Annotated in this window: 17 protein-coding genes; 8 read left to right on the top strand and 9 right to left on the bottom strand. The window is 53.7% G+C overall.

Annotated elements, in window-relative coordinates; all coding sequences use genetic code 11:
- Nucleotides 1-903: 903 nt before the first annotated feature.
- From VN12_RS00390 to VN12_RS00370, 5 genes are all read left to right on the top strand, one after another.
- On the top strand, nucleotides 904-1,296 hold the full coding sequence (locus VN12_RS00390; protein ID WP_205855158.1) for a hypothetical protein: 393 nt from the start codon (nucleotides 904-906) through the stop codon (nucleotides 1,294-1,296).
- Entirely contained in the window at nucleotides 1,239-1,694 is a 456-nt protein-coding gene (locus VN12_RS00385) for a hypothetical protein (RefSeq protein ID WP_409994293.1), read from the top strand. The genes VN12_RS00390 and VN12_RS00385 overlap by 58 nt, the downstream gene beginning before the upstream one ends.
- Entirely contained in the window at nucleotides 1,684-2,445 is a 762-nt protein-coding gene (locus VN12_RS00380) for a transposase (RefSeq protein WP_168164112.1), read from the top strand. Before VN12_RS00385 ends, VN12_RS00380 begins: the two co-directional genes overlap by 11 nt.
- Before the next feature lie 167 nt (nucleotides 2,446-2,612).
- On the top strand, nucleotides 2,613-5,786 hold the full coding sequence (locus tag VN12_RS00375) for a PSD1 and planctomycete cytochrome C domain-containing protein (protein WP_168164111.1): 3,174 nt from the start codon (nucleotides 2,613-2,615) through the stop codon (nucleotides 5,784-5,786).
- A 10-nt stretch (nucleotides 5,787-5,796) separates the two neighbouring features.
- The gene (locus VN12_RS00370; protein ID WP_205855157.1) at nucleotides 5,797-7,245 is read left to right on the top strand and encodes a DUF1501 domain-containing protein; all 1,449 of its coding nucleotides are present in this window, start codon (nucleotides 5,797-5,799) and stop codon (nucleotides 7,243-7,245) included.
- 80 nt (nucleotides 7,246-7,325) lie between these two features.
- Here VN12_RS00370 and VN12_RS00365 read toward each other — a convergent pair whose 3' ends face one another.
- The 6 genes from VN12_RS00365 to VN12_RS00340 all read right to left on the bottom strand — a co-directional run bounded on the left by VN12_RS00365 (nucleotide 7,326) and on the right by VN12_RS00340 (nucleotide 14,864).
- On the bottom strand, nucleotides 7,326-8,924 hold the full coding sequence (locus VN12_RS00365) for a protein adenylyltransferase SelO (protein WP_146674964.1): 1,599 nt from the start codon (nucleotides 8,922-8,924) through the stop codon (nucleotides 7,326-7,328).
- Nucleotides 8,921-9,289 (bottom strand): DMT family protein, encoded by a 369-nt coding sequence (locus VN12_RS00360; protein ID WP_146674963.1) that lies wholly within the window; start codon nucleotides 9,287-9,289, stop codon nucleotides 8,921-8,923. The genes VN12_RS00365 and VN12_RS00360 overlap by 4 nt, the downstream gene beginning before the upstream one ends.
- A 65-nt stretch (nucleotides 9,290-9,354) precedes the next feature.
- Nucleotides 9,355-10,734, bottom strand: a complete 1,380-nt coding sequence (locus VN12_RS00355) for a PQQ-binding-like beta-propeller repeat protein (protein WP_146674962.1) — start codon at nucleotides 10,732-10,734, stop codon at nucleotides 9,355-9,357.
- 83 nt (nucleotides 10,735-10,817) lie between these two features.
- The gene (locus VN12_RS00350) at nucleotides 10,818-12,113 is read right to left on the bottom strand and encodes a class I SAM-dependent rRNA methyltransferase (RefSeq protein WP_146674961.1); all 1,296 of its coding nucleotides are present in this window, start codon (nucleotides 12,111-12,113) and stop codon (nucleotides 10,818-10,820) included.
- Between the two features lie 69 nt (nucleotides 12,114-12,182).
- A complete protein-coding gene (locus VN12_RS00345; protein WP_240491274.1) occupies nucleotides 12,183-13,154 on the bottom strand; it encodes an alpha/beta hydrolase in 972 nt (323 codons plus the stop codon).
- Nucleotides 13,155-13,439: 285 nt separating this feature from the next.
- Nucleotides 13,440-14,864, bottom strand: a complete 1,425-nt coding sequence (locus VN12_RS00340) for a class II fumarate hydratase (RefSeq protein WP_146674960.1) — start codon at nucleotides 14,862-14,864, stop codon at nucleotides 13,440-13,442.
- Between the two features lie 250 nt (nucleotides 14,865-15,114).
- On the opposite strand from VN12_RS00340, the gene tkt reads away from it, so the two are divergent.
- A complete protein-coding gene (tkt, locus tag VN12_RS00335) occupies nucleotides 15,115-17,169 on the top strand; it encodes a transketolase (RefSeq protein WP_146674959.1) in 2,055 nt (684 codons plus the stop codon).
- Nucleotides 17,170-17,298: 129 nt separating this feature from the next.
- Here the strand turns inward: tkt and VN12_RS00330 are convergent, their stop codons facing one another.
- Complete coding sequence (locus VN12_RS00330) at nucleotides 17,299-18,855, bottom strand: UxaA family hydrolase (protein ID WP_146674958.1); 1,557 nt, start codon at nucleotides 18,853-18,855, stop codon at nucleotides 17,299-17,301.
- Nucleotides 18,856-19,024: 169 nt separating this feature from the next.
- Between VN12_RS00330 and VN12_RS00325 the strand changes: the two genes are divergently transcribed.
- Nucleotides 19,025-19,612 carry a DJ-1/PfpI family protein gene (locus VN12_RS00325; RefSeq protein ID WP_146674957.1) on the top strand — a complete coding sequence of 196 codons (588 nt, stop codon included), beginning with the start codon at nucleotides 19,025-19,027 and terminating at the stop codon, nucleotides 19,610-19,612.
- A 2-nt stretch (nucleotides 19,613-19,614) separates the two neighbouring features.
- A complete protein-coding gene (locus VN12_RS00320) occupies nucleotides 19,615-21,072 on the top strand; it encodes a RecQ family ATP-dependent DNA helicase (protein WP_146674956.1) in 1,458 nt (485 codons plus the stop codon).
- Between the two features lie 6 nt (nucleotides 21,073-21,078).
- Here the strand turns inward: VN12_RS00320 and VN12_RS00315 are convergent, their stop codons facing one another.
- Together VN12_RS00315 and VN12_RS00310 are read right to left on the bottom strand one after the other, a co-directional pair.
- Complete coding sequence (locus VN12_RS00315) at nucleotides 21,079-22,479, bottom strand: DUF1501 domain-containing protein (RefSeq protein WP_146674955.1); 1,401 nt, start codon at nucleotides 22,477-22,479, stop codon at nucleotides 21,079-21,081.
- On the bottom strand, nucleotides 22,469-25,255 hold the full coding sequence (locus VN12_RS00310; RefSeq protein ID WP_168164109.1) for a PSD1 and planctomycete cytochrome C domain-containing protein: 2,787 nt from the start codon (nucleotides 25,253-25,255) through the stop codon (nucleotides 22,469-22,471). Before VN12_RS00310 ends, VN12_RS00315 begins: the two co-directional genes overlap by 11 nt.
- Nucleotides 25,256-25,550 lie beyond the last annotated feature (295 nt).

The raw sequence follows: 25,550 nt of genomic DNA, 5'->3' as shown, positions 1-25,550 counted from the left end.
CCCCCTGTAGGTCGAATAAATTCGAATATGTTCACGAAAGGCCATCTCCTTTGGAGTGGGCCTTTCTTTTTTGGTAGAGTTGAATTGGCAACGATCGGGGCATTATGCCGAGGCCGTGAGCGGCACCGGCAGCTTGAACGCTGGGATTTCTGAAGTTATTGCTTCCATTGCCTTGCAGGCATTCGGCAACTGTCTTTCGCGTTAGCGAAACTCGCGATTGCGCCGTCGAACAATTGGGCCAATTGTTTTACGGTCCATCAATTGCTTCACTGTCGAACAATTGGCCTCAATTGTTCAGCAGAGCGAAGGTCCCGGCTACAGTACGACGCGTTCTTGGACTTGTATACGGAGGTTAAGGGCAGCAGACGGGTTCTTGATTTTCCCGACGGGTTCGGTTTCTTTCGCTTCGCGCGATTGCCGTTCAAGTAATTGGGACGTTCTCTCTTGCGCGAGCGAAACGCGACTTTGCACGGCCAAACAATTGGGCCAATTGTTTTACAGCTGAACAATTAGCGTACGACTATGTAGTCTTGTGTCGGGCAAGGGGGGGTGGAATATTTTTTCGATCGGTTGTCTTTTTGGGCGCAGCAGCCATCGGTTTCGCGTTGCGAAATGAGTTTCTAAGTGTGGGCCTTCGTCGGAGCCGATTTTCGGTCGCTCACCCCGGCGAAGTGAGTCTTCGAACGGAGCGAATGGCGACTGACAAGCGAGCGTAGGCGATGGGCCACACAGGGCCTTTGTTGGTGAGATTTGAGGTAGTAGCAGTTCTCTTCTTAGGTTCTTGCTAAGCCTTCGATCATGCTGAAACCACGATAGGATTTAAACGACTATTCGAGTCACCCCTGGTGAGTGTCCCCAGGGTCTTGAGTTATCAAAAAATGGTGAGTGTCCCCAGGGTTACCAGTGTTGGTGAGTGTCCCTCAAAAAGTGGTGAGTGTCCCCAGTGGATTGGGGGAGTGTCACGGGTATCTCGGGGGAGTGTCGATGGACTTTGGACGACGCAAATCGGTTCAGCAACCAGCCTTCTTTATCGCTACCCATGATCTTCCCCGCTCGGACGGGCATGTGTTCTATGCGAACCTCAATCGACTTCTCAATAAAGCTGGCTTCGATCCCTGGATCGAGAAGCTCTGTGCTCCGCATTACAACCAACCCTACGGACGCCCCGGTATTCCACCTGCGGTTTACTTCCGCTCGCTCTTGTTAGGCTATTTCGAAGGAACGAAACGCAATGCGGTATTGCTTGGCGATGCGCCGCTATCTCGTCGATTCGTCAGTTCCTTGGCCTCAAGTTAACCGACCACTCCCTGGATCATTCCTCCTTGACCGTTATTCGGAAACGCTTGCGCGACACAGCTCACGAATCGGTCTTCGAATGGGTATTGAGGCTTGCCAAGGAGAAGAGGCTTCTCGGAGGCAAGACCGTAGCTGTCGGCTCGACGACGCTCGAAGCCGATGCTGCTATGAATAGCATCATTCGTCGTGATGCCGGCGAAGACTGGCGATCGTATGTCATTTGCCTGATGCGAGCTGAATGCGTTATGAAGGACAACGAATTGCCTTCGGATGAAGTGATCCGGCGATTCGATAGGAAACGCCGAAGAAAAAAGTATCCACCAAGATTGAGTACGCGGACTCGATCCAGAAGCCAAAATCGCAAGGATGAAAGATGGAACAACCCTCTTGGCATATAGAGCTGAGCATGCAGTCGTATTCGATTCGGGAATGATCGTCGGCGCGGAGATCACTCCGGCCGATACGCCAGACACGCAATCGCTGGAGGAGAGCCTTCACAAGGCCCAAAGTCACCTGGAAGCTGCTGTCAGCGCAACCGAGATTCGCGATGTTGCCGCGGACAAAGGCTACCATGCGCCCAACACATTGAATGAGTTGGACGAACACACGAACTACCGAACGTACATCCCTGAGCCCAAGTTGCTTGGCGGACGCAATTGGAGCAAGGTCACTCGCAAGGAACGCAAAACGGTTCAGGCGAACCGACGAATAAAGAAAGGGAATAAGGGACGCAATCTTCAGAGGCTGGAAAGCGAGAAAGTGGAAAGAACTTTCGCGCTTGTGCTGAAGACCGGAGGAGGACGTCGATGTCGATTGCGTGGCACCGAGAATATCCAGAAACGGTACTGCCTGATGACAGTGGGTTACAACCTTGGGGGCGCCAAGCGCATGCTATTCGGAATCGGCACTTCGATGGGATTACAGGGAATGATGCGAGCGATTCTCGCCTTTATTGAGGACTTTAGAGCGCTTTCGGAACAGCTTCCACTCCGTTGGGGGCAATTCCAACCGAAGGCCCCAGCATCTCCGAACCCATTTTGGCTACCGGCTACTAGAAATCCAAAATCACCAGTGTCTCACCCAGCACCCGATATTTTCAACCGCCTGCTAGGCTGGAACGCCCGGTTGGATGGTCACATTCTGTATTAGGGGGCGTCGATATTAGGGGGCGTCGATTGATTGGGACGTATTAGTTCGGACCGGGACAGTAAATCACCTCGCTTCCACACGTGTCGCTTGCTAGAATGATCGGCGGCTGGACTTCCAGCTCCCACCCCTATCCCGCCGTCGATTTCACGACACCCACCGGTATGATTATGTCTACATGGATGGTTTCTCCATCACCTTCATCAATTTTCATCCGATGGCCTTCCATCTTAGGATTGCTGATCGCGATCGCTTTTTCTTTCCCAAGGAACGCCATTGCAGAAGAAGGGGGATCGAAACAGTACTTTGAATCGGATATTCGCCCGATCCTGCGAGAGTACTGCTTGGATTGCCACGGTGCGTCAGAAAACCCCGACGGGTCGCTGGATCTTCGATTGGTTCGATTCATGATCCAAGGCGGTGATTCTGGACCCGCCTTGAATTTGGATTCTCCCGAATCCAGTCTGCTATGGGAGCGAATCGCCAGCGACGAGATGCCACCCGGGGAAGGAAAAGTAAGCGCCGAAAAGAAAGAGCGAATTCGCCAGTGGCTCCAAGCGAAAGCACCGACACGAAGGCCCGAACCCGAGACGATCGGATACGGCATCCCTTTGACGGACGAAGAGCGATCTTACTGGGCGTATCAGCCCATTTCTTGGCCCCCCATGTCTCAATCTCGCGAATGGGTTAGCGCTCGCAACTCTCTCGACGCAATCATCCTTCAAAGCATGACCGATGGATTAGCATTGCAAGAGGATGCACCGAAGCCCGTCCAGATTCGTCGCGTCTACATGGACCTGTTAGGAGTGCCCCCGTCGGCGGACGATTGGGAGCGGTGGAACCATTGCCAAGATGTGGATTGGTACGAGCAACTAGTCGATGCACTCCTCGCAGACCCTCGCTATGGGGAGCGTTGGGGAAGGCATTGGCTGGATGCCGTTGGCTACGCTGATAGCGACGGCGCAACGATCGCCGATGCCGAACGGGCATGGGCGTGGCGGTACCGAGACTACGTTATCCACTCGTTGAACCAAGACAAACCATTTGATCTCTTCATGCGAGAGCAATTGGCCGGGGATGAAATAGCAGGTCCGCGTGCTGGCGACTGGACCGAATCCCAAAAAGAATGTCTGGTCGCAACAGGATTCTTGCGCATGGCAGCCGATGGCACAGGAAGTGGCGATAACACTACGGAAGGTCGAAACAAAACGATTTCCGATACCATCCAGATTTTGGGGAGCACACTTCTCAGCTCCAGTCTCCACTGCGCTCAGTGCCATGACCATCGTTACGATCCTATCTCGCAGCAAGATTATTTTGCATTGCGGGCCGTCCTGGAACCATCGTTGGATTGGAAGAATTGGAAGACGCCTTCGGAACGCCTGATTTCGTTGCAATCCGAGGCCGATAAGGCGCGTTCGCAAGAGATTGAAGCCGAAGCGGTGAAGTTGCTGGAGGACAAAGCAAAAAAGCAAGCGGAATTTATTAAGGATGCGCTTGATAAGGAGTTGGCGAAGTTTCCAGATGGAGAACGCGATGTTCTGCGCACTGCCTACGAAACGCCCGCCGATAAACGATCCGATGAGCAGAAGGAGCTTCTACGGAAGAACCCTAGCATCAATATCACCCCGGGCGTTCTCTACCAGTACTCCCCGATGGCCGCGGAGGAACTCAAAAAATTGGATGCCAAAGTCGCTGAGATCCGGGCGAAGAAACCAACGGAAGAGTTTGTTCACGCACTGGCCGAACCCCCAAACCATATGCCCAAAACGCAATTGTTTCATCGCGGAGATCCCAATCAACCAACGCGAGAGGTGAAGCCTGGAAAACTCTCTGTGCTCGTGTCTGAGGACCGCCCGTCATCTTTGCCAGATGATGATGACGTTTTGCCTACGACGGGGCGTCGATTAGCATTTGCTCATTGGCTAACCGATCGAGACAATCCCAACCCTCTGTTCCTTCGTTCGATGGTGAACCGGATTTGGATGCATCACTTTGGCCGTGGAATCGTTGAGACCCCAGGCGATTTTGGGCGGCTTGGTTCAGCCCCTACCCATCCCCAACTCTTGGATGCTATGGCTGTGATTTGGTTGGACCGGGACTGGAGCCTCAAAGGGCTTCATCGAGAGCTGCTCACGGCGAGCGTTTACAGGCAGAGTTCCGCAAGACATGAAACGGGAGATTCGCTCGATCCGGACAATCGAACCTACTGGCGCAAGCCGACGATACGTCTTGAGGCGGAAGCCATTCGAGACTCCATGCTAAGCATGTCGGGCACTCTTCATACCAACTTTTTTGGACGTCCGATTCCCTTGCAAGAAGACGAGACGGGACAAGTTCGCATCGATCCGAGTCAGAACCGCCGAAGCATCTACGCGAAATGGAGACGCACCCAACCGGTTGCCATGCTCCAAAGCTTCGATGCGCCCGTGATGGGAATCCATTGCGATGTGCGAACCTCTTCCACGGTGCCGACCCAATCGCTCATGCTGATCAATGGAGAGTTTGCCATCGAACAGGCTAGCAAGATTGCCTCGCGGGCTATCGAGCTCGCCCATCAAACTCGCCCCGAACACTTTGAGTCCTGGGATCTGCCAGCCCCCCCTAAACCCAATTGGTCCTACGGTACTGGTTCATGGAACGAGAAAACTCAGCTGCTCGAGGGGTTCGAAGCATTGGAGCATTTCAACGGTACACAGTGGCAAGGCTCGGCAAAGGTCCCTGATGAACGCACCGGTTGGTCCCTCTTGCATGCGTCGGGTGGCCATCCAGGAAACAAGCAATTCCCCGCCATTCGACGCTTTAATGTACCTGTCGACGGCACCCTTCACATCGATGGGAAAGTCGATCACCCAAGTGAAAATGGTGACGGAATCTCCGCAGTTATCCTGAAGAATGGGAGCCCGATTGGAAGCTGGAGTGCCAAGAAAGGATCGGCGCCCACCGCACTTACAGATGTTTCGGTGCGCCAAGGAGAGACTGTCGACTTCCTCGTTCGATGTGGGGAAAATGAAACCTCGGACTCCTTCCAATGGCCTGTCGTTCTCAACCTCAAGACGGAAGCCGGCCAGTCGCTCGTTTTCGACTCCGTGAAGCAGTTTGCTGGCCCCATGGAATCGCACGCCGAACTCCCCATCCAAATCCAATCCGCTTGGCGAATCGTCCTTCACCGAGACCCAGATCCACGCGAGTTGGCTTCGGTGAAGCGGTTTGCAATTAATCAACTATCACTGCTTCAGTCAGAACCCGAGCGGATCTCCAAAGGAAGTAGTGTTTCCAAGCAGTTGTTGACGAATGTTTGCCAGATGCTGCTTTGTTCGAACGAGTTCCTCTACATCGATTGAGATCATAAACATGGATGCATTACCGATAGGTTCGAGAAGGCTCTGGCTTAAGCACTCGGGGATGGGCATTGGTGCTATCGCGTTGCAGTGGATGTTGGCGTCGCAGGGAAGCCAAGGCGCTCCGCCTATCGTCAAAGCGAAGCCTCACAATGATTTGAAGCCCCGAACACCGCACTTCGAACCCAAAGCGAAAGCCATGATTTCGCTTTTTCAGCACGGCGGGCCATCGCACATGGATTTGACCGATCCTAAGCCCGAGTTGTCCAAATACAATGGGACCGATTACACAGGAGATATCCACTTCTCGTTTGTCAATCAAGCGAGCAAGAAGTTGTTGGGAAGTCCATTTTCCTTTCAACCTCGCGGCGAATGTGGAATGGAGTTATCGGAATTGCTCCCCCACACCTCGGAAATTGTCGATGACATCTGTCTGATTCGGAGTATGCACACCGGAGCGAATGGGCATGAGGTTTCGATCCGTTACTTCCACGGAGGCATTCCCGGTATTCTAGGACGACCGACACTGGGGTCATGGCTGACTTATGCACTCGGTAGCGAGTCGCAGGATCTGCCCGCTTACATGGTATTGTCCGATCCCGGAGGTCATCCGGTCGACGGGGTAACCAACTGGTCCAATGGCTTCATGCCCGCGATGTTCCAGGGATCGGTTCTTCGTCCAAAAGAACCCCGGATATTCAATTTGCAGCCGCCGCCCCATCTTGCAGGTGAAGTGCAACGACAGAATCTGGATCTGCTTCAGGAATTGAATCGTTTGCATTTGGAAAGTCACGCTGGGGAATCCGATTTGGAGTCGCGCATCGCCAGCTACGAATTGGCTGCCAAGATGCAGATCGCTGCCTCCGATGCGCTCGATATTTCCAAAGAGACAGAAGCGACATTGAAGCTATACGGCATCGATGAGCCAGCCACACGAGAATATGGCACGCGTTGTTTGTTGGCTCGACGATTGGTAGAACGGGGGGTGCGGTTCGTGCAACTGTTTCACGCCAATCAACCTTGGGATAATCATGACAATTTGAAAGCGGGGCTTACCTCGATTTGTAAGAAGACCGACAAACCAGTCGCGGGCTTGATCCAAGACCTCAAGCAGCGAGGCTTGCTCGATTCTACCCTCGTACATTGGGGAGGAGAGATCGGACGACTGCCCGTTACACAAGAACATGGTTCGCCGGAGAAGGCGGGGCGCGATCACAACGGGCAAGGTTTCAGCATCTGGATGGCAGGTGGCGGGATCCAAGGTGGAAAGGTTTACGGGGCAACAGACGAATTTGGCCACAAAGCAGTGGAGAACATTGTGACTCCTAACGACTTCCAAGCGACGGTCATGCACTTGTTCGGATTGAAATGGGAAGATGTTACCTATCCGTATAACAATCAAATGCAGATCATCACTGCGAAACGCCCCGCTAAAGTCGTAAGCGATATCCTCCGCACTTAAGATCGGTTGGCCTTTTCGACGACGAGGCCACCGGACAGCTTTGCGGAATAACGGAGCGGTGGTCGCGTCGTTGAGTTTGCTTACGAGCTGCAGGAAAGAGTGGAACAACCCGGTTTGTGACGCGCCCACTCCGGACGCTTCGCATAGAATTTCGCTTCTTGGTCCGGTTGCTCCTCGTATGGATTTTGGAGCAGGCTCGTCAATTCGTGTAGCGGCTTCAAATCCCCTTGCTCGGCTCGATCGATCGCCTGTTGCGCAAGATAATTCCGGAGTACATACTTCGGATTCACACGATTCATGGATTCTGCCCTGCTGCGATAATCAGTAGTGCTCTCGCGAACGCCTAGCCGATATTGGAGTACCCAATCCCACAACGGTCGTAAGCCCGGCGCATCGGGCTCGATCGAGTCATAGAACGCGGGTCCGACATGATCCCAGAACTCGTGGACCAACGATGTTTCCGAAGAAGCCGTGCTGGTGTACCAAGTTTCAGGGATTCTCGCTAATTGTCGGTAGAAGATCGTCATGTCGATCTCCGTCAACCGCCAACAGTTTTCCAGGGCCTCCACAACGTTTCTCCCCGACGACTTTCGGTCATCAGGCAAACCAAGCTTCGCCAATTGCATCGAGAGATACGAGTTCGCAATTTCGGAGACAAAGGTATCCAATCCTCTCTGCAATGGCTCGGTTTGCTCAAACAGCGGAAACAAGGCATTTGCCAGTTGGACAAGATTCCACTGGGCGATCTGCGGTTGATTCCCAAATGCATAGCGATGCATCTCGAAATCGGTTGTGTTAGGGGTCCAATCCGTATCGAAGCCATCGATCCAACCATAGGGACCATAGTCAATGGTAAGGCCTAAGATGGACATGTTGTCAGTATTCATCACTCCGTGCACGAACCCAACACGCATCCAATCGCAAACCATCGCAGCCGTCCGGATGCATACTTCGCGAAACCAAGCTTCGTACGTTTCCGGCGATGGAGTCCCTAGGTGCGGGAAGTGGTTAGCCATGGTGTAGTCCGCCAGTGCACGCAGGTTTTCAGTGTCCTGTCTCGCCGCAAAGATTTCAAAGTTGCCGAAACGAATAAAACTTGGAGCAACTCTACACACAATGGCACCCGGTTCGTGCTTTGCGTTTCCATCGTAGAACATATCGCGCACAACGGATTCACCCGAAGCGACTAAGCTTAGAGCTCGCGTGGTGGGTACACCGAGGGCATGCATGGACTCACTGCACAAATACTCTCGAAGAGAAGAACGAAGGACCGCGCGTCCATCGGCAAATCTCGAATAAGGCGTTGGTCCAGATCCTTTTAATTGCCACGTCCAGGACTGACCGGCGTTGTCGATCCATTCTCCTAGATTGATGGCCCGCCCATCTCCAAGCTGCCCGGCCCAATTGCCGAATTGATGACCGCCGTAGCACATCGCGTAAGGCTTCATCCCTTCGACCAATCGATTTCCAGCGAGAACCTCTACTCCCTCCGAACTCTCGATCCATCGGGGATCTATGCCGATCTCGTTTGCGAGGGGAATGGAGTAGGCTAGCAGGGAAGGGGCTCGCACCGGGGTCGGAGCCACGAGCGAATACATGGCTTTCCATACCAGATGAGGACGGGAGTCGGTGGATGGATCGCCCGGCAATGCATCTACGAAACGAGATTCAAATTTCATTGTGGAGTTTCAGAGATGGGATTGAAGCCGCTTCGGAATACAAAGTACACCGCACCACACATGCATAACGCAGCCCAAAGATAGTCCCACTTCAGCCCTTGTTTCATGTACAAATAGACAAACGGGACAAAGACGCAGAGGGTGATGACTTCCTGCAGGATCTTTAACTGCCCGAGAGACAGATGCCCATAACCAATTCGGTTGGCTGGAACCTGAATAAGGTATTCAAAAAACGCGATCCCCCAACTGACGAGGACCGCGATGAACCACGGCTTCTCGGCAAGATCCTTCAAATGGCCGTACCAAGCCAAGAGCATAAAGACATTCGACACCACCAATAATAGAATCGTCCAAACGATCGCCATCACACACTCCCTCGCTGCAATGAAAAAATGTGAATCCTTCCGAGTGGCAGACCTTCGCTAAGGATTCATTCGCGGAATGCGTAGATAGCATTTCGTGTTCGAATAAGCAAGGTGCCGCCAACCGCGGCGGGAGAGGCTAGACAACCAGCAGAGAGGATATTCTCAGCCAATACCTCTCCCTCCGGTGAAACAACATGCCCTTTGCCTTGCTCGTCCATGCAGTAGATTTTGCCACCGGCGAAGATGGGAGAGCTGCTAAAGTCACCACCGAGCCTTTTCTGCCAAACCGTCTCTCCTGTCTCTTTGTTGATTGCAGAGAGCACTCCGCGATCTTCCAGGGCAATCACTTGGTTTCCTATCAAGAGTGGGGACGGCTTGGCGCCAATCGATTTGGAAGCTTGCCAGAGCACCCCTTTCTCGGTCAGGTCACCCGTACCGATCGGACGAATCGCGAGCAACTTCCCTTTGCTAAAACCAGTACTCGTGTAGATGACACTCCCATCGTACAGAGGACGCAGGGATGCCGAATGTTCTTCGTATCTGACCTTCCATAACTCTTTCCCCGAATGAGGGTCGTATGCGATCACGGCTTTGGCGGCGGGACTGATCAGCTGAAGGTCGGTTCTGTCGCCGTTTTTCACTGGAATAACATGAGGTGTTCCATAGGCCTTTTTGTAATCCCCATTGTCAGTCCCGTAGTCGATGTCGCGATCGGTCTTCCATAGCGTCGTGCCGTTGGATCGATCCAGGGCGACAATGTACTGCACGTCGAACCCATCCATATGGAAGATAAGAGAGTTTTCGAAAAGGATCGGTGAAGAACCTGCTCCTCGGTAATGATTGCAGGGGAGGTCGCGTCGCTCCCAGATGGTGCCCCCTGTTTCTTTATCCAAGCAAGCCGTTCCGTAAGCACCAAAACTGACAAAGAGGTGCTTTCCATCCACTACGGGAGTCGGTGATGCGTAGGAATTGAAGACGTGAAAATCCTTTTGCACTTCTTGGTTCTTAAACAAGACACGTTCCCAGAGCGCTTTTCCGGTTGCCAATTCAAAGCAATGGACCGACATGGATAGCCCATTGTCCGTTGCATTGGTGAGCCATAGCCTATCCCCCCAAACCACCGGTGAAGACCACGCCTTCCCCGTTAGTTCCTGTTTCCAAGTAAGATTCTTCTCCTCGCTCCAATGGATTGGAGGTGTCGCGTCTGCTAGGGCATGACCATCGCCTCGTGGGCCTCGGTATTGCGGCCAGAAGGAACTACCTGCACTAGCAACATCCTGTTGCGACCAAGCCCACTCAACGGAATAGGCAGGATCGGAGGCTTGCCCATAACCGAGCGTTGCCCCGAAGTTCGCGACGGCGATCGATAAAGCTAGGCCCGACAGCATTCGCTTCGAAGCAGAATGGAGACGTCCGATGGCTAAATTCATGACGAGGAAACGCATTGCAACGTGCCAAGGTGGGAAGGGAGGGGAGGGGAATGCACCGTCTCCAGTATAGTTCAATCGATGGGAGTCGGGAAACGCGGCTAAAGCACCCTAGCCCAAATGCTTTTGAGATAGCCTGTCTCGGGACAGTGCGCCACGACGGGATGATCGGGGGCTGCACCAGTGGAATGAAGAATTTGAAGCGTACGCGGCGGGTGAGGCTTTCCTTCGGTATCAAAGCCTGTCGCTTTGGCGGCCGAGCGGACAATACCTTGGAAGGATTCGGAATCCAACAAACCGGCACAGGAGCAAGTCAACAGGATCCCACCTGGCTTCACCAATTGCATCGCCAATTTGTTCAAATCGAAATGCTTCTTGCTCCCTTCTTCCAATTCGGCTCGCGAACGAATGAGTTTGGGAGGATCAAGCACAATTACATCGTATTGTCGGCCGATTCGCAGCATATCACGCATGAAGGCAAACGCATCGGATTGAACGAAGCGAACTCGGGTTTGATTGATATCGGCATTCTTCTTGGCCATGGACAAAGGCTCATCATCGAGATCGACCCCGGTCACATCGGACGCTTCCCCCGCTTTCGCCGCTTGCACAGAAAATCCTCCCGTATAGCAGCAAAGATCGAGAACCGATTTTCCTTTAGAAAAGTGCGCCAACTGCTTTCGATTATCCCGTTGATCGCAGAAGAACCCTGTTTTATGTCCCGTGCCGAAATGGATGCGATACTTCACGCCGTTTTCTTGGACGGTGACAGTCGGAGACAATCCTTCCGATTTTCGCGAGGGAACGGACAATCCCTCTTGGCTGAGAAATTGGGGGCACTCTTGGATCAGCCAGTGCTTGGTCCCCAGTCGCGATTGCAATCGCTCCAGAATTGCCTCGCATCGATACGACATGCCCAAACTGAAGAGCTCAGCGCTCAGGCAATCCCCGTAGCGATCGACGACTAAGCCTGGCACGCCGTCCGCTTCGCCGTGCATGACTCGATAGGCGTCGGTGGTCTCATCGAGTCGGAGAACATCCCGTCGCAGCGAAACGGCTTGATCGACAATCCGATCCCAAAAGGCGTCGTCCGGCCACTCTCCCCACCAAGACATCAGTCGAACGGCCACTTCGGATCGAGGATTGTAGATCCCATAGGCGAAGAGACTTGGCTCAGACTCGGATCGAGTTCCACCCGTTCTTCTTCCCTCCGAATCGCGATCTGGGTAATCCGAATTCACCGAATAAACAGCAACCCATTGGCCAGCGACTGGATTCCCTTCCGTTTGAAGGATCCGTTTGCGGTAGATATTGGGGTGAAGCATCGGTCGGTTGACGAAGACCGCAGGCATCGAAGCGTTTCGGTTAGGGATCAACGCTTTGAGGGAATCATCCATAAAATCGGTCGGTTTCGTCTCGGACTGGAGTACAGAACAAAAGTACAAAGGGGCGTCAAGAATGGATTGCTATTCTTTCGCTTCCAAAGTCGCTGGTTTGCGGCCCGAACTTACCGGTGCAGTGAGTTCAACAATGCCACGAGAAGCCAGCCAGCGTTGGAGTGCGTTGGACCAATCACCAGTAGCAGGAATTGCTTTCCCGAGACCGACACCATGCCGACCCTTTTCGTAGATATGTAGCTCTCCCGGCACGCCCGCTTTCACCATCGCCGCGTAAAACTCCAACGAGTTTTCAGGAGGTACGGCCGTGTCTTCCATCGTGTGGAAAAGGAACGTCGGAGGGGTTTCCTTCGTAACGCGATCCGCGTTCTGCAGCGATGCTAGCAACTCTGGATCCGGAGATTTTCCAAGCAAATTGTTCTCGCTTCCTTTATGCGATTTCGGTTTCCCAAACAGTATCACCGGATAGCAAAGGACTCCGAAATCAGGTCGGCTGGATTGCTTCAAGATGGGATCGGTTGAATTCGCGTCCCCAAGATCGAACTGAGTTAGTACCGTCGAAACAAGGTGGCCGCCTGCCGAGAACCCCATAATCCCGACCCGATTCGGATCGATATTCCACTCCTTTGCCATAGCTCGCGTCAATCGGACGGCTCGCATCGCATCTTGCATCGGAGCTGGGTGGCCATAGCCTTTGTTGCGATGTCGGTAGTCGCAAATGATGGCCGCCATCCCGAGTTCATTCGCCCAAGCAGCGATCTCATGACCCTCATGCCCCATTGCGAGATTCCCGTAACCACCTCCAGGACAAACCACCAAGGCAGCGGTCGGAGCACCGCTTTCCGGAAGACGTACCATCGCCAAGGGAATGTCCTTCGGCTCGCTCCCCAATGCACCTGGGGCTCCATCCTTCCAAAGAGGCAACTCAAAGGAACGAGGTTCTGCTGCACTCAATCCTGTGGAACCGAACAAAGCAATGCATCCAATGAGCAAGGGCTTGCACCAAAGAGAGATCAGGGAACGCATGGTTTGGTTTCGCATGATAGGAACTCCGGGGACTTGCACCCACTGACCACGAGCCAGGAGGTGTTGGAAAGGAATGGGATGATCGCGACTTTTGGTATTCCACGCTCTGTGGCTTCGCCCCACTATGCTCTACGCAAAGTGCTGCTGTTTGCTCTGCTCGGAGTGAACCATCATTCACCCAGGCTTGCAAAATGTAGCGAGAGCCTCGGCAAAACGATCGTTGCGCCAGTTCATCGATGGGCCAGTTCATCGATCGGCTAGTTTCTGTCAACCAAATCGACCGAGCACGCAGCGGGCGAGCTACGCCTGGGGTTCGGTCATTGTGAACGGGTCAAGGGCTTCGTCGAGCGTCTCTTTCGGAAGCACATTTTGTTCCAAGCAAAGTTCGCGGATCGTTTTGCCGGATGCGAACGCCTCCTTGGTTAGCTTTGCCGCTTTCTCGTATCCGATGTGTGGGTTCAAACTCGTTACCATGGACAAGCTTTGCTCGACGCTCGCCTCGCACGCTTCCGGGTTGGCCTCCAGTCCGTCCATGCAGAACTCGATAAACGCTCCGACACCGTTGGTGAGTAACATGATACTCTCCAACATGGCGTGTCCCATCACGGGCATCATGATATTCAGCTGGAAATTGCCTCCCGATGCGCCGCATAGAGTCATCGTCGTATCATTTCCCATGACGCGGGCGGTGAGTTGCATCATGCTTTCGCACATTACAGGGTTCACTTTTCCGGGCATGATCGAAGAGCCAGGTTGGCGATCCGGCAAAATGACTTCGTAGAACCCGCAACGAGGTCCTGATCCAAGCCAACGGATATTGTTCGATAGATTGAAAAGAGTCATGGCAATCGCTTTGATCTGGCCGTGCGATTCGACCAATCCATCCCGTTGGGCGTTGGCTTCGAAGTGATTGACCGCCTCGATGAATGGGATTCCCGTTTGGTCGGCGAGCGCTTTGGCTACGCGCGCACCGAATTCGGGGTGGGTGTTGATCCCACTTCCTACGGCGGTTCCACCCACGGGCAGTTCCAAAACACCCTTCAAGGCTTGTTTGGCACGCTCGATCGACAGCTCGATTTGGCGTGCAAACCCTCCGAATTCTTGCCCCAGCCGAAGAGGCGTTGCGTCCATCAAGTGGGTTCGTCCGATCTTGATAACCCGATCCCATTTGCTGGCCTTCTCCTGAAGTGATTCGTGAAATCGCTTCAGCATCGGGATCAACTTGGTCTCAATTTCAACTGCGGTTGCAACGTGAATAGCAGTGGGGAAAGTATCGTTGGTGCTTTGCCCCATATTGACGTGGTCGTTGGGGTGGATTGGTTTCGATTTGGAGAATCGATCCCCCCCCAATATCTCGATCGCTCGGTTCGAGATGACCTCATTCACATTCATGTTGCTCGAGGTACCGGAGCCGGTTTGGAACACATCGATCGGGAATTCGCCGTCCATTTTCCCGTCGATCACCTCATGGCAAGCGGATTTCATCGCAGCGACTTGCTCTTCGCTCAATCGTGTTTTTCCGGAACCCGTCAGCTTTCCCAAATCGTGATTGGCGATCGCGCATGCCAATTTCACTCTTCCCATCGCTCGGATGAGGGGGATCGGGAGCTCCCAGCCTGAAATGGGGAAATTCTCGACGGCACGCTGAGTTTGAGCGCTGTAGTAAGCATTGGCGGGGACTTGTACCTCGCCCATGGAGTCCACTTCGATTCGATATTCAGACATGTTCGGTTGATGAAGGGTTTGCGTTACGAGTCCTGAGTGTCGTTGAGATTCTATCAGAGATGTCCCGCCCCGCGAGTCGAGAATCCCCCCCATCCACCGGCTGTTTCCGTCCCGTCAGGACTCATTGCCTAACCTCTTCGAAAGCGTTATTCTTCCGGTCTTAGAAAGTGGTCTCCGGAGAGGGATTTTCCCGGAGTTCTAATGATGCACGCCACTTCTTTGATTAACTCAACTAATCCGCAGGCCATCTATGAACGCACCCGTTACCAGCCCAACCCAAGTCGCTATCGACACCATTCGAACCCTTAGCATGGATGGCGTGCAAGCTGCGAATAGCGGGCACCCAGGTACACCGATGGCTCTGGCTCCTGTCGCGTTTCAGATTTGGACCGACGCGATGAACTACGATCCAGCTCAGCCACTTTGGCCGAATCGCGATCGCTTTGTTCTTTCGTGCGGCCATGCGTCCATGCTCCTCTATTCGTTGATCCATCTCGCGGGCATTCGCAATGTCGATGCGCATGGAAACGTGACTGCCGAACCTGCTCTCACGCTTGATAACCTGAAGAATTTCCGTCAGCTGCATAGCCCCTGCGCAGGTCACCCAGAATTCGGATACGCGACGGGTATCGAAACGACTACCGGACCACTAGGTCAAGGAGTCGGGAATTCGGTTGGGATGGCGATCGCGTCCAAGTTTCTCGGAGCGACCTACAACAAGCCTGGATACGATCTCTTCGACTACAACGTTTACGCACTCTGCGGTGATGGCGATTTGATGGAAGGTGTCGCTTGCGAGGCAGCCTCGCTCGCCGGTCACTTGCGGCTGTCGAACCTATGCTGGATCTACGACGACAACGGGATCACTATCGAAGGGCACACGGATCTAGCTTACAGTGAAAACGTAGCCCTTAAGTTCCAAGGTCTTGGTTGGAACGTTGTTCAAGTCGCCGACGCCAACGACCTGTCTGCACTTCAGGCAGCGTTCGCGAGCTTCAAATCGACCCAGGATCGTCCAACCTTGATCATCGTAAAGTCGGTGATCGGATTCGGATCTCCCAACAAAGCCAACACCCACGGAGCACACGGGGCACCGCTCGGTGATGAAGAAATCAAATTGACGAAGAAGGCATATGGATGGCCTGAGAATGAGAAGTTCCATGTGCCCGACGTCACCCGCAAAGTCTTCGCCGATACTATCGGTAAAAAGGGTGCCGCCTCTTCGGCCGCTTGGATGGCAAAGTTTGCCGAATACAAAGCGAAGTTTCCGAAGGAGGCTGCGGACGTTCAATCCATCATCGATCGCAAGCTTCCGGCAGGCTGGGATGCCGGACTCAAAGAGTTCGCGACCGATGCGAAGGGTTTGGCGACGCGCGTGAGCAGTGGCAAGGTGTTGAACATGCTCGCTCCCAACCTTCCGAGCCTCTTTGGCGGCTCCGCGGACTTGGCTCCTTCCACCATGACCAACTTGGATGGCTTCGGAAGCTTTGGGTCCGCTAACTATACGGGCCGCAATATGCACTTCGGTATTCGCGAACATGCCATGGCGGCTTCTCTGAACGGAATGAGTCTTTCGGGACTACGAGCCTACGGCGCGACCTTCTTCGTCTTCACCGACTATATGCGACCGTCGATGCGATTGAGCAGCATCATGCATCAGCCGGTCCTCTACGTGTTGACGCACGATTCGATCGGTCTGGGCGAGGATGGCCCGACCCACCAACCGGTCGAACATTTGGCAGCATGCCGCGCAATTCCTGGGCTGTACGTATTCCGCCCTGGGGATGCGAACGAAGTGCTGTTCGCCTACAAAGCGGCCTTGAGCATCGACAATCATCCCACTGCCATGGTCCTTTCGAGACAGAATGTACCGACTTTGGATCGCACCCAATACGGGGCTGCCGAAGGAGTACTCAAGGGCGCTTATGTCTTGAGCGAATGCGATGGCGAAGCACAGGCACTGATTCTTGGAACGGGATCGGAGATCCCCATCTGCCTCAAAGCCCAAGAACTACTTGCAGCCAAGGGTATCAAGGCTCGCGTCGTCAGCGTCCCGTGCATGGAGTTGTTCGACGAGCAAGACGATTCCTACAAGGCGACGGTATTGCCAAGTTCGATCACGGCTCGCGTCGCATGTGAGGCTGGCATTCGACTCGGTTGGGATAAATACATCGGTATCGATGGTAAATTCGTTGGCATGAGCACCTTCGGGGCATCCGCACCAGCGAACCAACTTTACGAGCACTTCAAGATCACCCCAGAGAACATCGTCAACCAAGTCGAGACGATGTTGGCGAAGAAGTAAAACGCTGCACGAGTCGCGTTGGGACTGCAACCAACTTTTGTCCGGCAAGTTAAGAAACCTTTCTCGCGGATCCTTTTGCGTTGGTTTAACTCAAAGGATCCCGAGATCAGGTTGCATTGCGTTAATAGATCAAAGAGTCGGGCCGATTGGCCAGGGGCAGAATTCGTCGTCCCCGTATCCGAGCAATTCGCTCTTCGTCTTCTTTCCACTGGCAGTAGCTAGGATTTCGTTAAACAAGCGCTCGCCGGCGTCCTGCAGGCTTTCGTCTTCCAGAACGGTTCCCATGTTAAGGTCCATATCATCGGGCATACGTCGGTAGAGGGCGCTGTTGGTTGCGACTTTGATACTGGGAACAGGTTTGCACCCAAAGCAACTTCCTCGGCCAGTCGTGAACACAACGACATTGGCGCCACTTGCGACCATTCCGGTCACGCAAACAGGATCGAACCCCGGTGAGTCGACAATCACAAGCCCCTTGCGGTCGACGATTTCACCGTATTCGTACACGTCTTGCAGCGCCGTGCTCCCCCCTTTGGCAGCAGCTCCGAGGGACTTCTCGATAATGGTGGTGAGTCCCCCCGCCTTGTTCCCAAGGGATGGGTTGTTGTCGAATTCTTCATGGTAGTGTTTTGTGTAATCAATCCACCATTCCATCTTGGTGAGCAGTTTGCGAGAAACCGCTTCGTTTGCAGCTCGCTTTGTAAAGAGCTGCTCCGCTCCGTACAGCTCGGTAGTCTCTCCCAAGATCGAGGTACCTCCAGCTGCAATCAGTAGATCGGATGCGATTCCAAGAGCTGGATTGGCTGTGATGCCTGAATAACCATCCGAACCACCGCATTTAGTCGCAAGAATAAGTTCGCTGGCAGGAACGGTCGTGCGTCGATAGCTGTTGACGATCGGAAGGAGCTCCTGAACCAGTTCGACACCCTTTGCGACGGTCTTTGCCGTTCCGCCGATGTCCTGCATCGAAAGAATTGGAATGTCCATCGTCGCAGCGGTGGACTGCCCTGGCATGCGAAGTGAAACCAATCTCTGTGCCTTCATCAGATGCCCGAGCGTATTCTGTTCGCACCCAAGACCGATCAGCAGATAAGCCGCGATGTTCGGATGCTTCGCAATGCCACCTAAGACACGGCTCAATGTTCGGTGTTTGATCCCCTCATAAGCCAATCCGCAGCCGCTGTCATGCTTGAAAGCGACGACACCGTCGACGTTAGGGTATTGGCTCAGCAGTTCAGGGGTGAAATGATTTGCGATATAACGTGATACGGAAGCCGAGCAATTGACTGTCGAGATAATACCGATGTAGTTCCGCGTCCCAACTTTTCCGTTCGGTCGTACATAACCTTCAAATGTTTTGCCAACAAGCGGTTGGGGTGGTTCGGGGGTCATGGATGCGAGCCCCTCATAGTCCATTCGATGCTCGCACTTGAGATTGTGATCGTGGATATGAGTTCCTGCAGCGATGGGCTCTGTCGCGACGCCGATCGGCCAGCCGTACTTCAGAATGCTCTCGCCCCGCTGGATCGATTGGATCGCCATTTTATGGCCAGCGTCAATCGGCTGCCGGACCAAGGTGGAATTAACGCTGTTCTCGACCGTTTCGCCGGTTTGAAGCGACCGCAATGCGACGATGCAGTTGTCGTTGGGATGAAGCTGAATCCAAGCCTTGGCGAGATTGCCCATGGTGTTTTGGTTGCGGGGAGGGAGCAATGTGGAGTGATGTGAAAAGCGTAACCGATCGCGACCCGCGACAAAAGGTCGGAGGTCGAGTGCCAAACACTCCTTTAGGCAATGGGTGGGATTTGTTATCGTATTCGGATTCCGTGCACCAAGATCGAAGGGAAACAGGGATATGGCCTCCAAAAAGATACTTTTTATCGTCGGTGACTTCGTCGAAGACTACGAAGTGATGGTTCCCTATCAAATGCTAGGGATGATTGGTCACCAGTGCGATGCAATTTGCCCGGATAAGAAGTCTGGTGATTTCGTCTCAACAGCGATTCATGATTTCGAAGGTCATCAAACCTATTCGGAGAAACCGGGGCACCGATTTCGATTGAACCGAGACTTCGATTCCGTGAAACCGGAGACTTACGACGCTTTGGTGCTCCCCGGAGGCCGTGCACCGGAGTACTTGAGACTTCATGCTCGAGTACTGGAGATCGTTTGTCACTTTGCAGAGACCAATAAACCGATCGCCGCTATTTGCCATGGACCCCAAATCCTAGCAGCGGCTGGTGTACTGAAAGGCAAATCCTGCAGTTGCTATCCCGCTTGCCAGTACGAAGTCGTCGCGTCGGGTGGGAAGTACATGGCTCCGAGCGAAGGATTCGATTCGGCACACACCGATGGCAACTTGGTCACCGCCCCTGCTTGGCCAGCCCACCCCGCTTGGATTTCTCAATTTGCAAAGCTACTCGGTTCCAAGATCGAAGCGTAGGGATGAAAGAGGCCTATCATGTCCTTCGCGATTCCTTTGGCTATGAGGCGTTTCGAGGCTGCCAAGGCGAGGTAATCGCGAGGACTCTCGCTGGCGAGCATTCGCTCGTCCTGATGCCTACCGGTGGTGGGAAGTCTCTTTGTTTTCAGGTCCCCGCCTTGGTACTCGCGGGAGAATCGAGACAAGAGAGTGGTTCTCTTCCTCCGTTGACTCTCGTAATTTCGCCCTTGGTCGCTTTGATGAAGGATCAAGTCGATACGTTGAACCGCAAGGGAATCGAAGCAGCGATGGTCAATTCATTGCTAAGTCGCGAGCAGCGTGAAGACCGATACCGAAGGATTCAGAGTGGTGAATTCAAACTTCTCTATGTCACTCCCGAGCGATTTCGAAAGCCCGACTTCCTCGATGTCTTGCGTTCCAGGCACATCGTTCTAATGGCTGTGGATGAGGCCCACTGCATCAGCGAATGGGGGCACGATTTCCGTCCCGATTACTCGCGTATGCGAGAGATTCGCCGAGTGCTCGGCGATCCCACGACCATTGCATTAACGGCGACGGCAACTCGCGATGTCCAAATCGATATCATCGAGCAGCTAGGATTGTCTGGTAGCGATGAGACTCGATTGCACTGCAAAATTTTTCACGAGGGAATTGATCGTCCTAATCTCGAGCTGACAGTTGAAACCGTGTGGGGAGTTGATGAGAAGCTCGATGCGATCGCGAAAACGGTCGATCGCTGGCCGCGGGGACCTGGAATCGTGTACTTCACGCTCATTCGCAAGCTCGAAGAGATGAGTGAACGGTTGAGGAAGAGAGGAATCCCACACATCCAGTATCACGGCGATTTACCAAGGCACCGCCGAAACGAAATTCAAAATCGATTCATGCGTGGGGATGCACCACTTGTTCTAGCCACGAATGCATTTGGGATGGGAATCGATAAAGAGGATATACGTTTCGTCCTCCATGCCGAGGTCCCGAGTTCGCTGGAATCCTACTACCAAGAGATTGGTCGTGCTGGACGCGATGGCGAACCGTCCCTCTGCACCCTGCTATATTCGCAAGATGATTTGCTCACACAGATGGAATTCAATCAGTGGAGCAATCCCGACGCTGATTTCTACCATCGGGTTTATGACTTTTTGAAATTCGACACGGTGGAGGTCCGCGCGTTTGGACTGGAATGGTTGCGCGAGCGGTTGTCCGATCGTCGCAAACAAGATCGACGCTTGGAAACCGCGCTCTCCATGTTGCAACGGTACGGTGTCATCGAAGATGAAAACGATCTTTCCAATGTCACCGTTCAGGCTCCGCTTCCGGCGACGCTAGCGAGCGATGCGGACCGCTCTGCCAAGCTCCAACGCGATCAGAAGAAGCTCTACGCGTTGGTCGAATATGTGCAAGCGGAGGATCGCAAAGAATATTTGCACCGCTACTTCGGAGTCGACGTTCCGGCGTAAAACCCCTTATGCCAAGATCTTTGTCGCGACTTGACCTGCGACATCGGTCAATCGGAAGTCACGTCCTGCATAGCGATAGGTCAGCCGTTCGTGATCCAATCCGAGCAGATGCAAGATCGTGGCGTGAAGATCATGTATGTGCATCTTGTCCTCGACGGCGTAATACCCGTATTCGTCGGTCGCACCGTAGGCGAATCCTCCTTTGACACCCCCTCCGGCCATCCACATGGTGAAGCCGTGAGGATTGTGATCCCGGCCGTTTCCTTGGGAGGTAGGAGTTCGACCGAATTCGCCTCCCCACAGGACGAGAGTATCCTGGAGCAATCCTCGTTGTTCCAGATCGGTCAGCAGCCCGGCGATGGGGCGATCGACTTCGGCGGCATTTTTGGTGTGTCCCAAATAGAGGTCGCTGTGCTGGTCCCACTGCACCTCGCTGTCGCTATGGGTGACTTGAACGAATCGAACTCCTTCTTCGAGGAATCGTCGGGCGAGCAGGCATTGCCGCCCGAAATTCTCCGTCATCGGATCGTCCATGCCGTAGAGACGCATGGTAGCTTCGGACTCGGACGCCAGATCCTGAATGCGCGGAATGGAATTCTGCATCCGGTAGGCGAGTTCGAAGTGATCCAATCGGATATCCAGTTCTCGATTTCGATCGCTTGGCAAAGTCTCCGCAAACTCCATCTCGCGTAGTAAATCCAATTGTTTTCGTTGGACTGCTGAATCGATCATCGGATTTCGGATGTTACCCACCGTGGCCGCGGTGGCTGGCAGGCTCGCGTTTCCAATGGGCGTCCCCTGATAGCTAGATGGCAAGAACGCTGATCCCCAATTGTTCACGCCGCCATGAGCTAAGGTGGGGCAAATCGTAACGAATGCGGGAAGGTCTTGATTCTCCGTCCCCAATCCGTAACTGACCCAGGCACCCATGCTGGGGCGTACAAACTGGTCACTCCCCGTATGGATTTTCAGTAACGCGCCGCCGTGTGCTGGATTGCTACCATGCAACGATCGAAGAACACATAGCTTATCCACGTGCTTGGCAACATTCGGAAACAACTCGCTGACCGGAAGCCCCGACTGTCCATGCTGCTTGAATTTCCAAGGAGACTTGAGCAAGTTGCCTTGCGCTGCAAATACAACGCGTGGCAGTGCGAACGGAGGTGGCTTTCCATCGTCGCGATCGAGCGCGGGTTTTGGATCAAACGTATCGACGTGCGACGGCCCCCCTTTCATAAAGAGAAAAACAATCCGCTTGGCCCTCGCCGGGAAGTGAGGATCTTTTGGACGAAGTGGATTGTTGGATGGCTGGTTGCAATACCCCGTCGACGCCAGCAACGATTGGAGAGCTAAATATCCAAATCCCGCTGCGGAGGATTGAAGCAACTGTCGTCGATTATCGAACATAAAAAAACTCGTTGCTGATGGCGAGGTTCTGAAGGACGAGTGACCAAATCATGGCTTCCCGATCGCGGGGCTCCGTTTCCCCCGTTGCGGTATGCCAATCGGCATGCAGGAAGTTCGAAAAAATTCCCGTTTCTCGTTCGGTCGGCGAGCGCCCCAAACTCGATTGGAAAGCTGCATGAAGCCGGGCGGAATCGGAAGGCTCTCGGTCCAGAAGTCTTACCGCGGCGCGGCGACTAGCTTCGAGAATCCAAGGCGCATTCATAAGCAATAGAGATTGAGGCGCAACAGAAGTCGTATTGCGAGCCCCGGTTGGCATCGTCGGATCCGGGAAATCGAATTGCTGGAGAATGGGGGCCAAGTTATTGCGAATGATCGGAAAGTAGGCAGTCCTTCGGTGCATGTCGTACTTGGTATGATCGATCGACGTGTGATCGAACACGAACTGTCGATTGCGCAGAGGCACCGTCTTTCCATCCAGCTGCAGATCCAACTCTCCGAGTTGAAAAAGAATTCCATCGCGGATCTCCTCGGCCGTGAGCCGCCTCATCGGAAATTTCCACAGCAACCGATTCTCGGGATCTTTTTCCGCCATTTCTTTTTCTTGCGGATGGGAGGAATCCATTCGGTACGTTCTGGAGAGGACAACCATGCGGTGAAACTCTTTCATCGACCATCCCGATTCCAGAAAATCGCGGGCGAGGAAATCGAGCAGCTCAGGATGTGTCGGCTTCTCACCGAGCAAACCAAAGTTCTCTGTGGTCGAAACGATACCTCGTCCGAAGTGCCATCCCCACAACCGATTCACGACCACTCGCGACGTAAGAGGGTGGCGTGGATCGACCAGCCATTCGGCCAATTCGAGTCGCCCACTCTGTTGGCGATGGAAGATTGGCTTTTCGCGCTCGCCCAGTAGTACCTTTGGGAAAGACCTGGAAACGAGTCGTCCGCGCGAAAGATAGTTTCCACGAATGTGGATCGGCATTTCGTCCGTGACACGGGCATCGCGAACGCCCATCACGGCCGCCTCGTCCTTTGCGGCACTCTCGAACAGTCGAGCCTCTTCGGCTAGACGATTGATCTCTTGAATTTGCGCCTCGGTGAGCGCATGTTCAAATTTGGCTGGTACCGCGAGAAATCCGGTGGGATTGGCCAAGGCGGCCGCAGCGGCTTTTTTGGACTCCTCCGGTTGGTCCGATTTCGGGTCGAACAGAACTCGGTAGTGATTCAGCATTTCATCGCGAGCTTGCCGCTGGTAACAGTCATCCCAAACGCGAAAGAGTTCGCCGTCCGCGAATCGAGCAAGATACAGTCGGCAATTCAACAAAACGCGTGGGTGGAGCGAGTACTTCTCCGCGAGGGGGACGCATTGCGAAAGCGTGCAATCCGGTTTCAATTCCATCGATGCGGAAAGATAGTCCAGGACTTTGGCTCGGGTGTTTTGTCGCAATTCCTCCATGGCAGAGCTTTTGGCTTTGTTATACGCCGCTTGCTTTGCTGCAACCTCTTTATTCAGTTCTGCGATCTCCTTGCGTTCCTCGTCCGATGCAATGGAGATCTCATTCCAATGGCGAATCGCTCCGGTGTTGGAATCAGCAAACGTACGCGTGCTTTGAAAAATCGCAGCCAGCGAGTAATAGTCCTCCTGCTTGACCGGATCAAACTTGTGGTCATGGCAACGAGCGCAGCCGAACGTCAACCCTAAGAACACCTTCCCAACTGTGTCGATCTGTTCATCGATCGTGTCAACACTTAGCTTCTCGCGATCGGGCTCCGCCAGCACCTTTGCACCGAGAACCAGAAATCCAGTACCGGTTTGCGATTCGACCGAGGCATCGTCAAGCAAGTCTCCTGCGAGATGCTCCTTGATGAATCGGTGAAACGGTTTGTTCGCATTGAAGGAATGGATGACATAATCTCGGAATCTCCAAGCGTTACCAAACGCTAAATTTTCATCCAGACCGTTGGAGTCTGCATATCGAACCGTATCGAGCCAATGACGTCCCCAATGGACCCCATATTGCGGTGAATTCAGCAGTCGGTCGACTACTTTTTCGTAGGCATCAGGTGCATCGTCTTGTTCGAATTCGATGATCTCACTCGCAGAGGGGGGGAGGCCGGTTAGATCCTGGGTCACCCGTCGAAGCCAAACGTGTCTGGAGGCTTCGGGTGCTGGGGTGAGGCCTGCCTCTGCCCATTTGCGCTCGATGAAAAGATCGATTGGGGTAGTCGGGGCATTTGCCACATCGAGATGCTCGGAAGAAAGCGAACTGATATGGGGAGGATTTATCGGTCGAAAGGACCAAAACTCACGTCCTTCTTCGATACTCATCCCTTCGAGGGGAGTAGCGGGCGCATCGTTTGGTTCAGGACGGGGATCGGGCGCTTTTTGTCCTACCCATTCCTCCAGCCAAGCGATTTCTTGATCGGATAGCTTCCCGTTAGGTGGCATCTTCAACGATTCGTCCTGATAACGGACCGCTTTGAGAAGCAGGCTTTGGGACGGTTCCTGCAATTCGATGGCGGGACCGGTATCCCCACCTTGCAACAGAGAGCCCCGATGGGTTAGCGAGAGCCCCCCGCTTTTCTCAGCCTCGGTGTGGCACTCCATGCAGTGCGACTCCAGGATCGGTCGAATTCTCTTCTCAAAAAACTCCGTTTGCGCGGCGGTGGCGACGAGTTCCTCGTTTGATTCGCTCGACGCTAGCGAATCATCGGAGAACACTGCGAGAGGGGCAACGAAGAGCAACGCCATGCCCGCAGCCCAATAAAAGGGCATTCGACGCAGCGAGCGGAAACATTTCGATTCACGGAGCGTCGATCCACTTGGGAATGTGAAAATTGCACGCGGTGGGAACATTGCACGCAGTCAAAGGGGAGGGAGGGGAACGGTGGGAACCATATTGTAACGCATGGAGCGTCCTGTTTCAGCGACAACCTTCGCCTCCATCCGAAAATGCTGGACTTGGAAAATCCGCACGCAAGGTCTCTGGTCGGGCGGATCGGAGTCCGATTAGGGCGGTCGATCGGGCTGTAACGGGAGGAGTAGCCCCCATTTTGCACTTGGAAGCGAT

Source organism: Pirellula sp. SH-Sr6A, assembly GCF_001610875.1.
GTDB lineage: Bacteria > Planctomycetota > Planctomycetia > Pirellulales > Pirellulaceae > JBKCUI01.
This window is presented reverse-complemented; position numbering and strand designations above follow the sequence as displayed.

Bases quoted from the DNA above. Each gene is read 5' to 3' on its own strand.
- VN12_RS00360 (WP_146674963.1), bottom strand. From the start codon at position 9,289: ATGGCGATCGTTTGGACGATTCTATTATTGGTGGTGTCGAATGTCTTT.
- VN12_RS00355 (WP_146674962.1), bottom strand. From the start codon at position 10,734: ATGCGTTTCCTCGTCATGAATTTAGCCATCGGACGTCTCCATTCTGCT.
- VN12_RS00350 (WP_146674961.1), bottom strand. From the start codon at position 12,113: ATGGATGATTCCCTCAAAGCGTTGATCCCTAACCGAAACGCTTCGATG.
- VN12_RS00320 (WP_146674956.1), top strand. From the start codon at position 19,615: ATGAAAGAGGCCTATCATGTCCTTCGCGATTCCTTTGGCTATGAGGCG.
- VN12_RS00325 (WP_146674957.1), top strand. From the start codon at position 19,025: ATGGCCTCCAAAAAGATACTTTTTATCGTCGGTGACTTCGTCGAAGAC.
- VN12_RS00365 (WP_146674964.1), bottom strand. From the start codon at position 8,924: ATGAAATTTGAATCTCGTTTCGTAGATGCATTGCCGGGCGATCCATCC.
- VN12_RS00345 (WP_240491274.1), bottom strand. From the start codon at position 13,154: ATGCGAAACCAAACCATGCGTTCCCTGATCTCTCTTTGGTGCAAGCCC.
- VN12_RS00370 (WP_205855157.1), top strand. From the start codon at position 5,797: ATGGATGCATTACCGATAGGTTCGAGAAGGCTCTGGCTTAAGCACTCG.
- VN12_RS00330 (WP_146674958.1), bottom strand. From the start codon at position 18,855: ATGGGCAATCTCGCCAAGGCTTGGATTCAGCTTCATCCCAACGACAAC.
- VN12_RS00375 (WP_168164111.1), top strand. From the start codon at position 2,613: ATGTCTACATGGATGGTTTCTCCATCACCTTCATCAATTTTCATCCGA.
- VN12_RS00340 (WP_146674960.1), bottom strand. From the start codon at position 14,864: ATGTCTGAATATCGAATCGAAGTGGACTCCATGGGCGAGGTACAAGTC.
- VN12_RS00315 (WP_146674955.1), bottom strand. From the start codon at position 22,479: ATGTTCGATAATCGACGACAGTTGCTTCAATCCTCCGCAGCGGGATTT.
- tkt (WP_146674959.1), top strand. From the start codon at position 15,115: ATGAACGCACCCGTTACCAGCCCAACCCAAGTCGCTATCGACACCATT.
- VN12_RS00310 (WP_168164109.1), bottom strand. From the start codon at position 25,255: ATGCCCTTTTATTGGGCTGCGGGCATGGCGTTGCTCTTCGTTGCCCCT.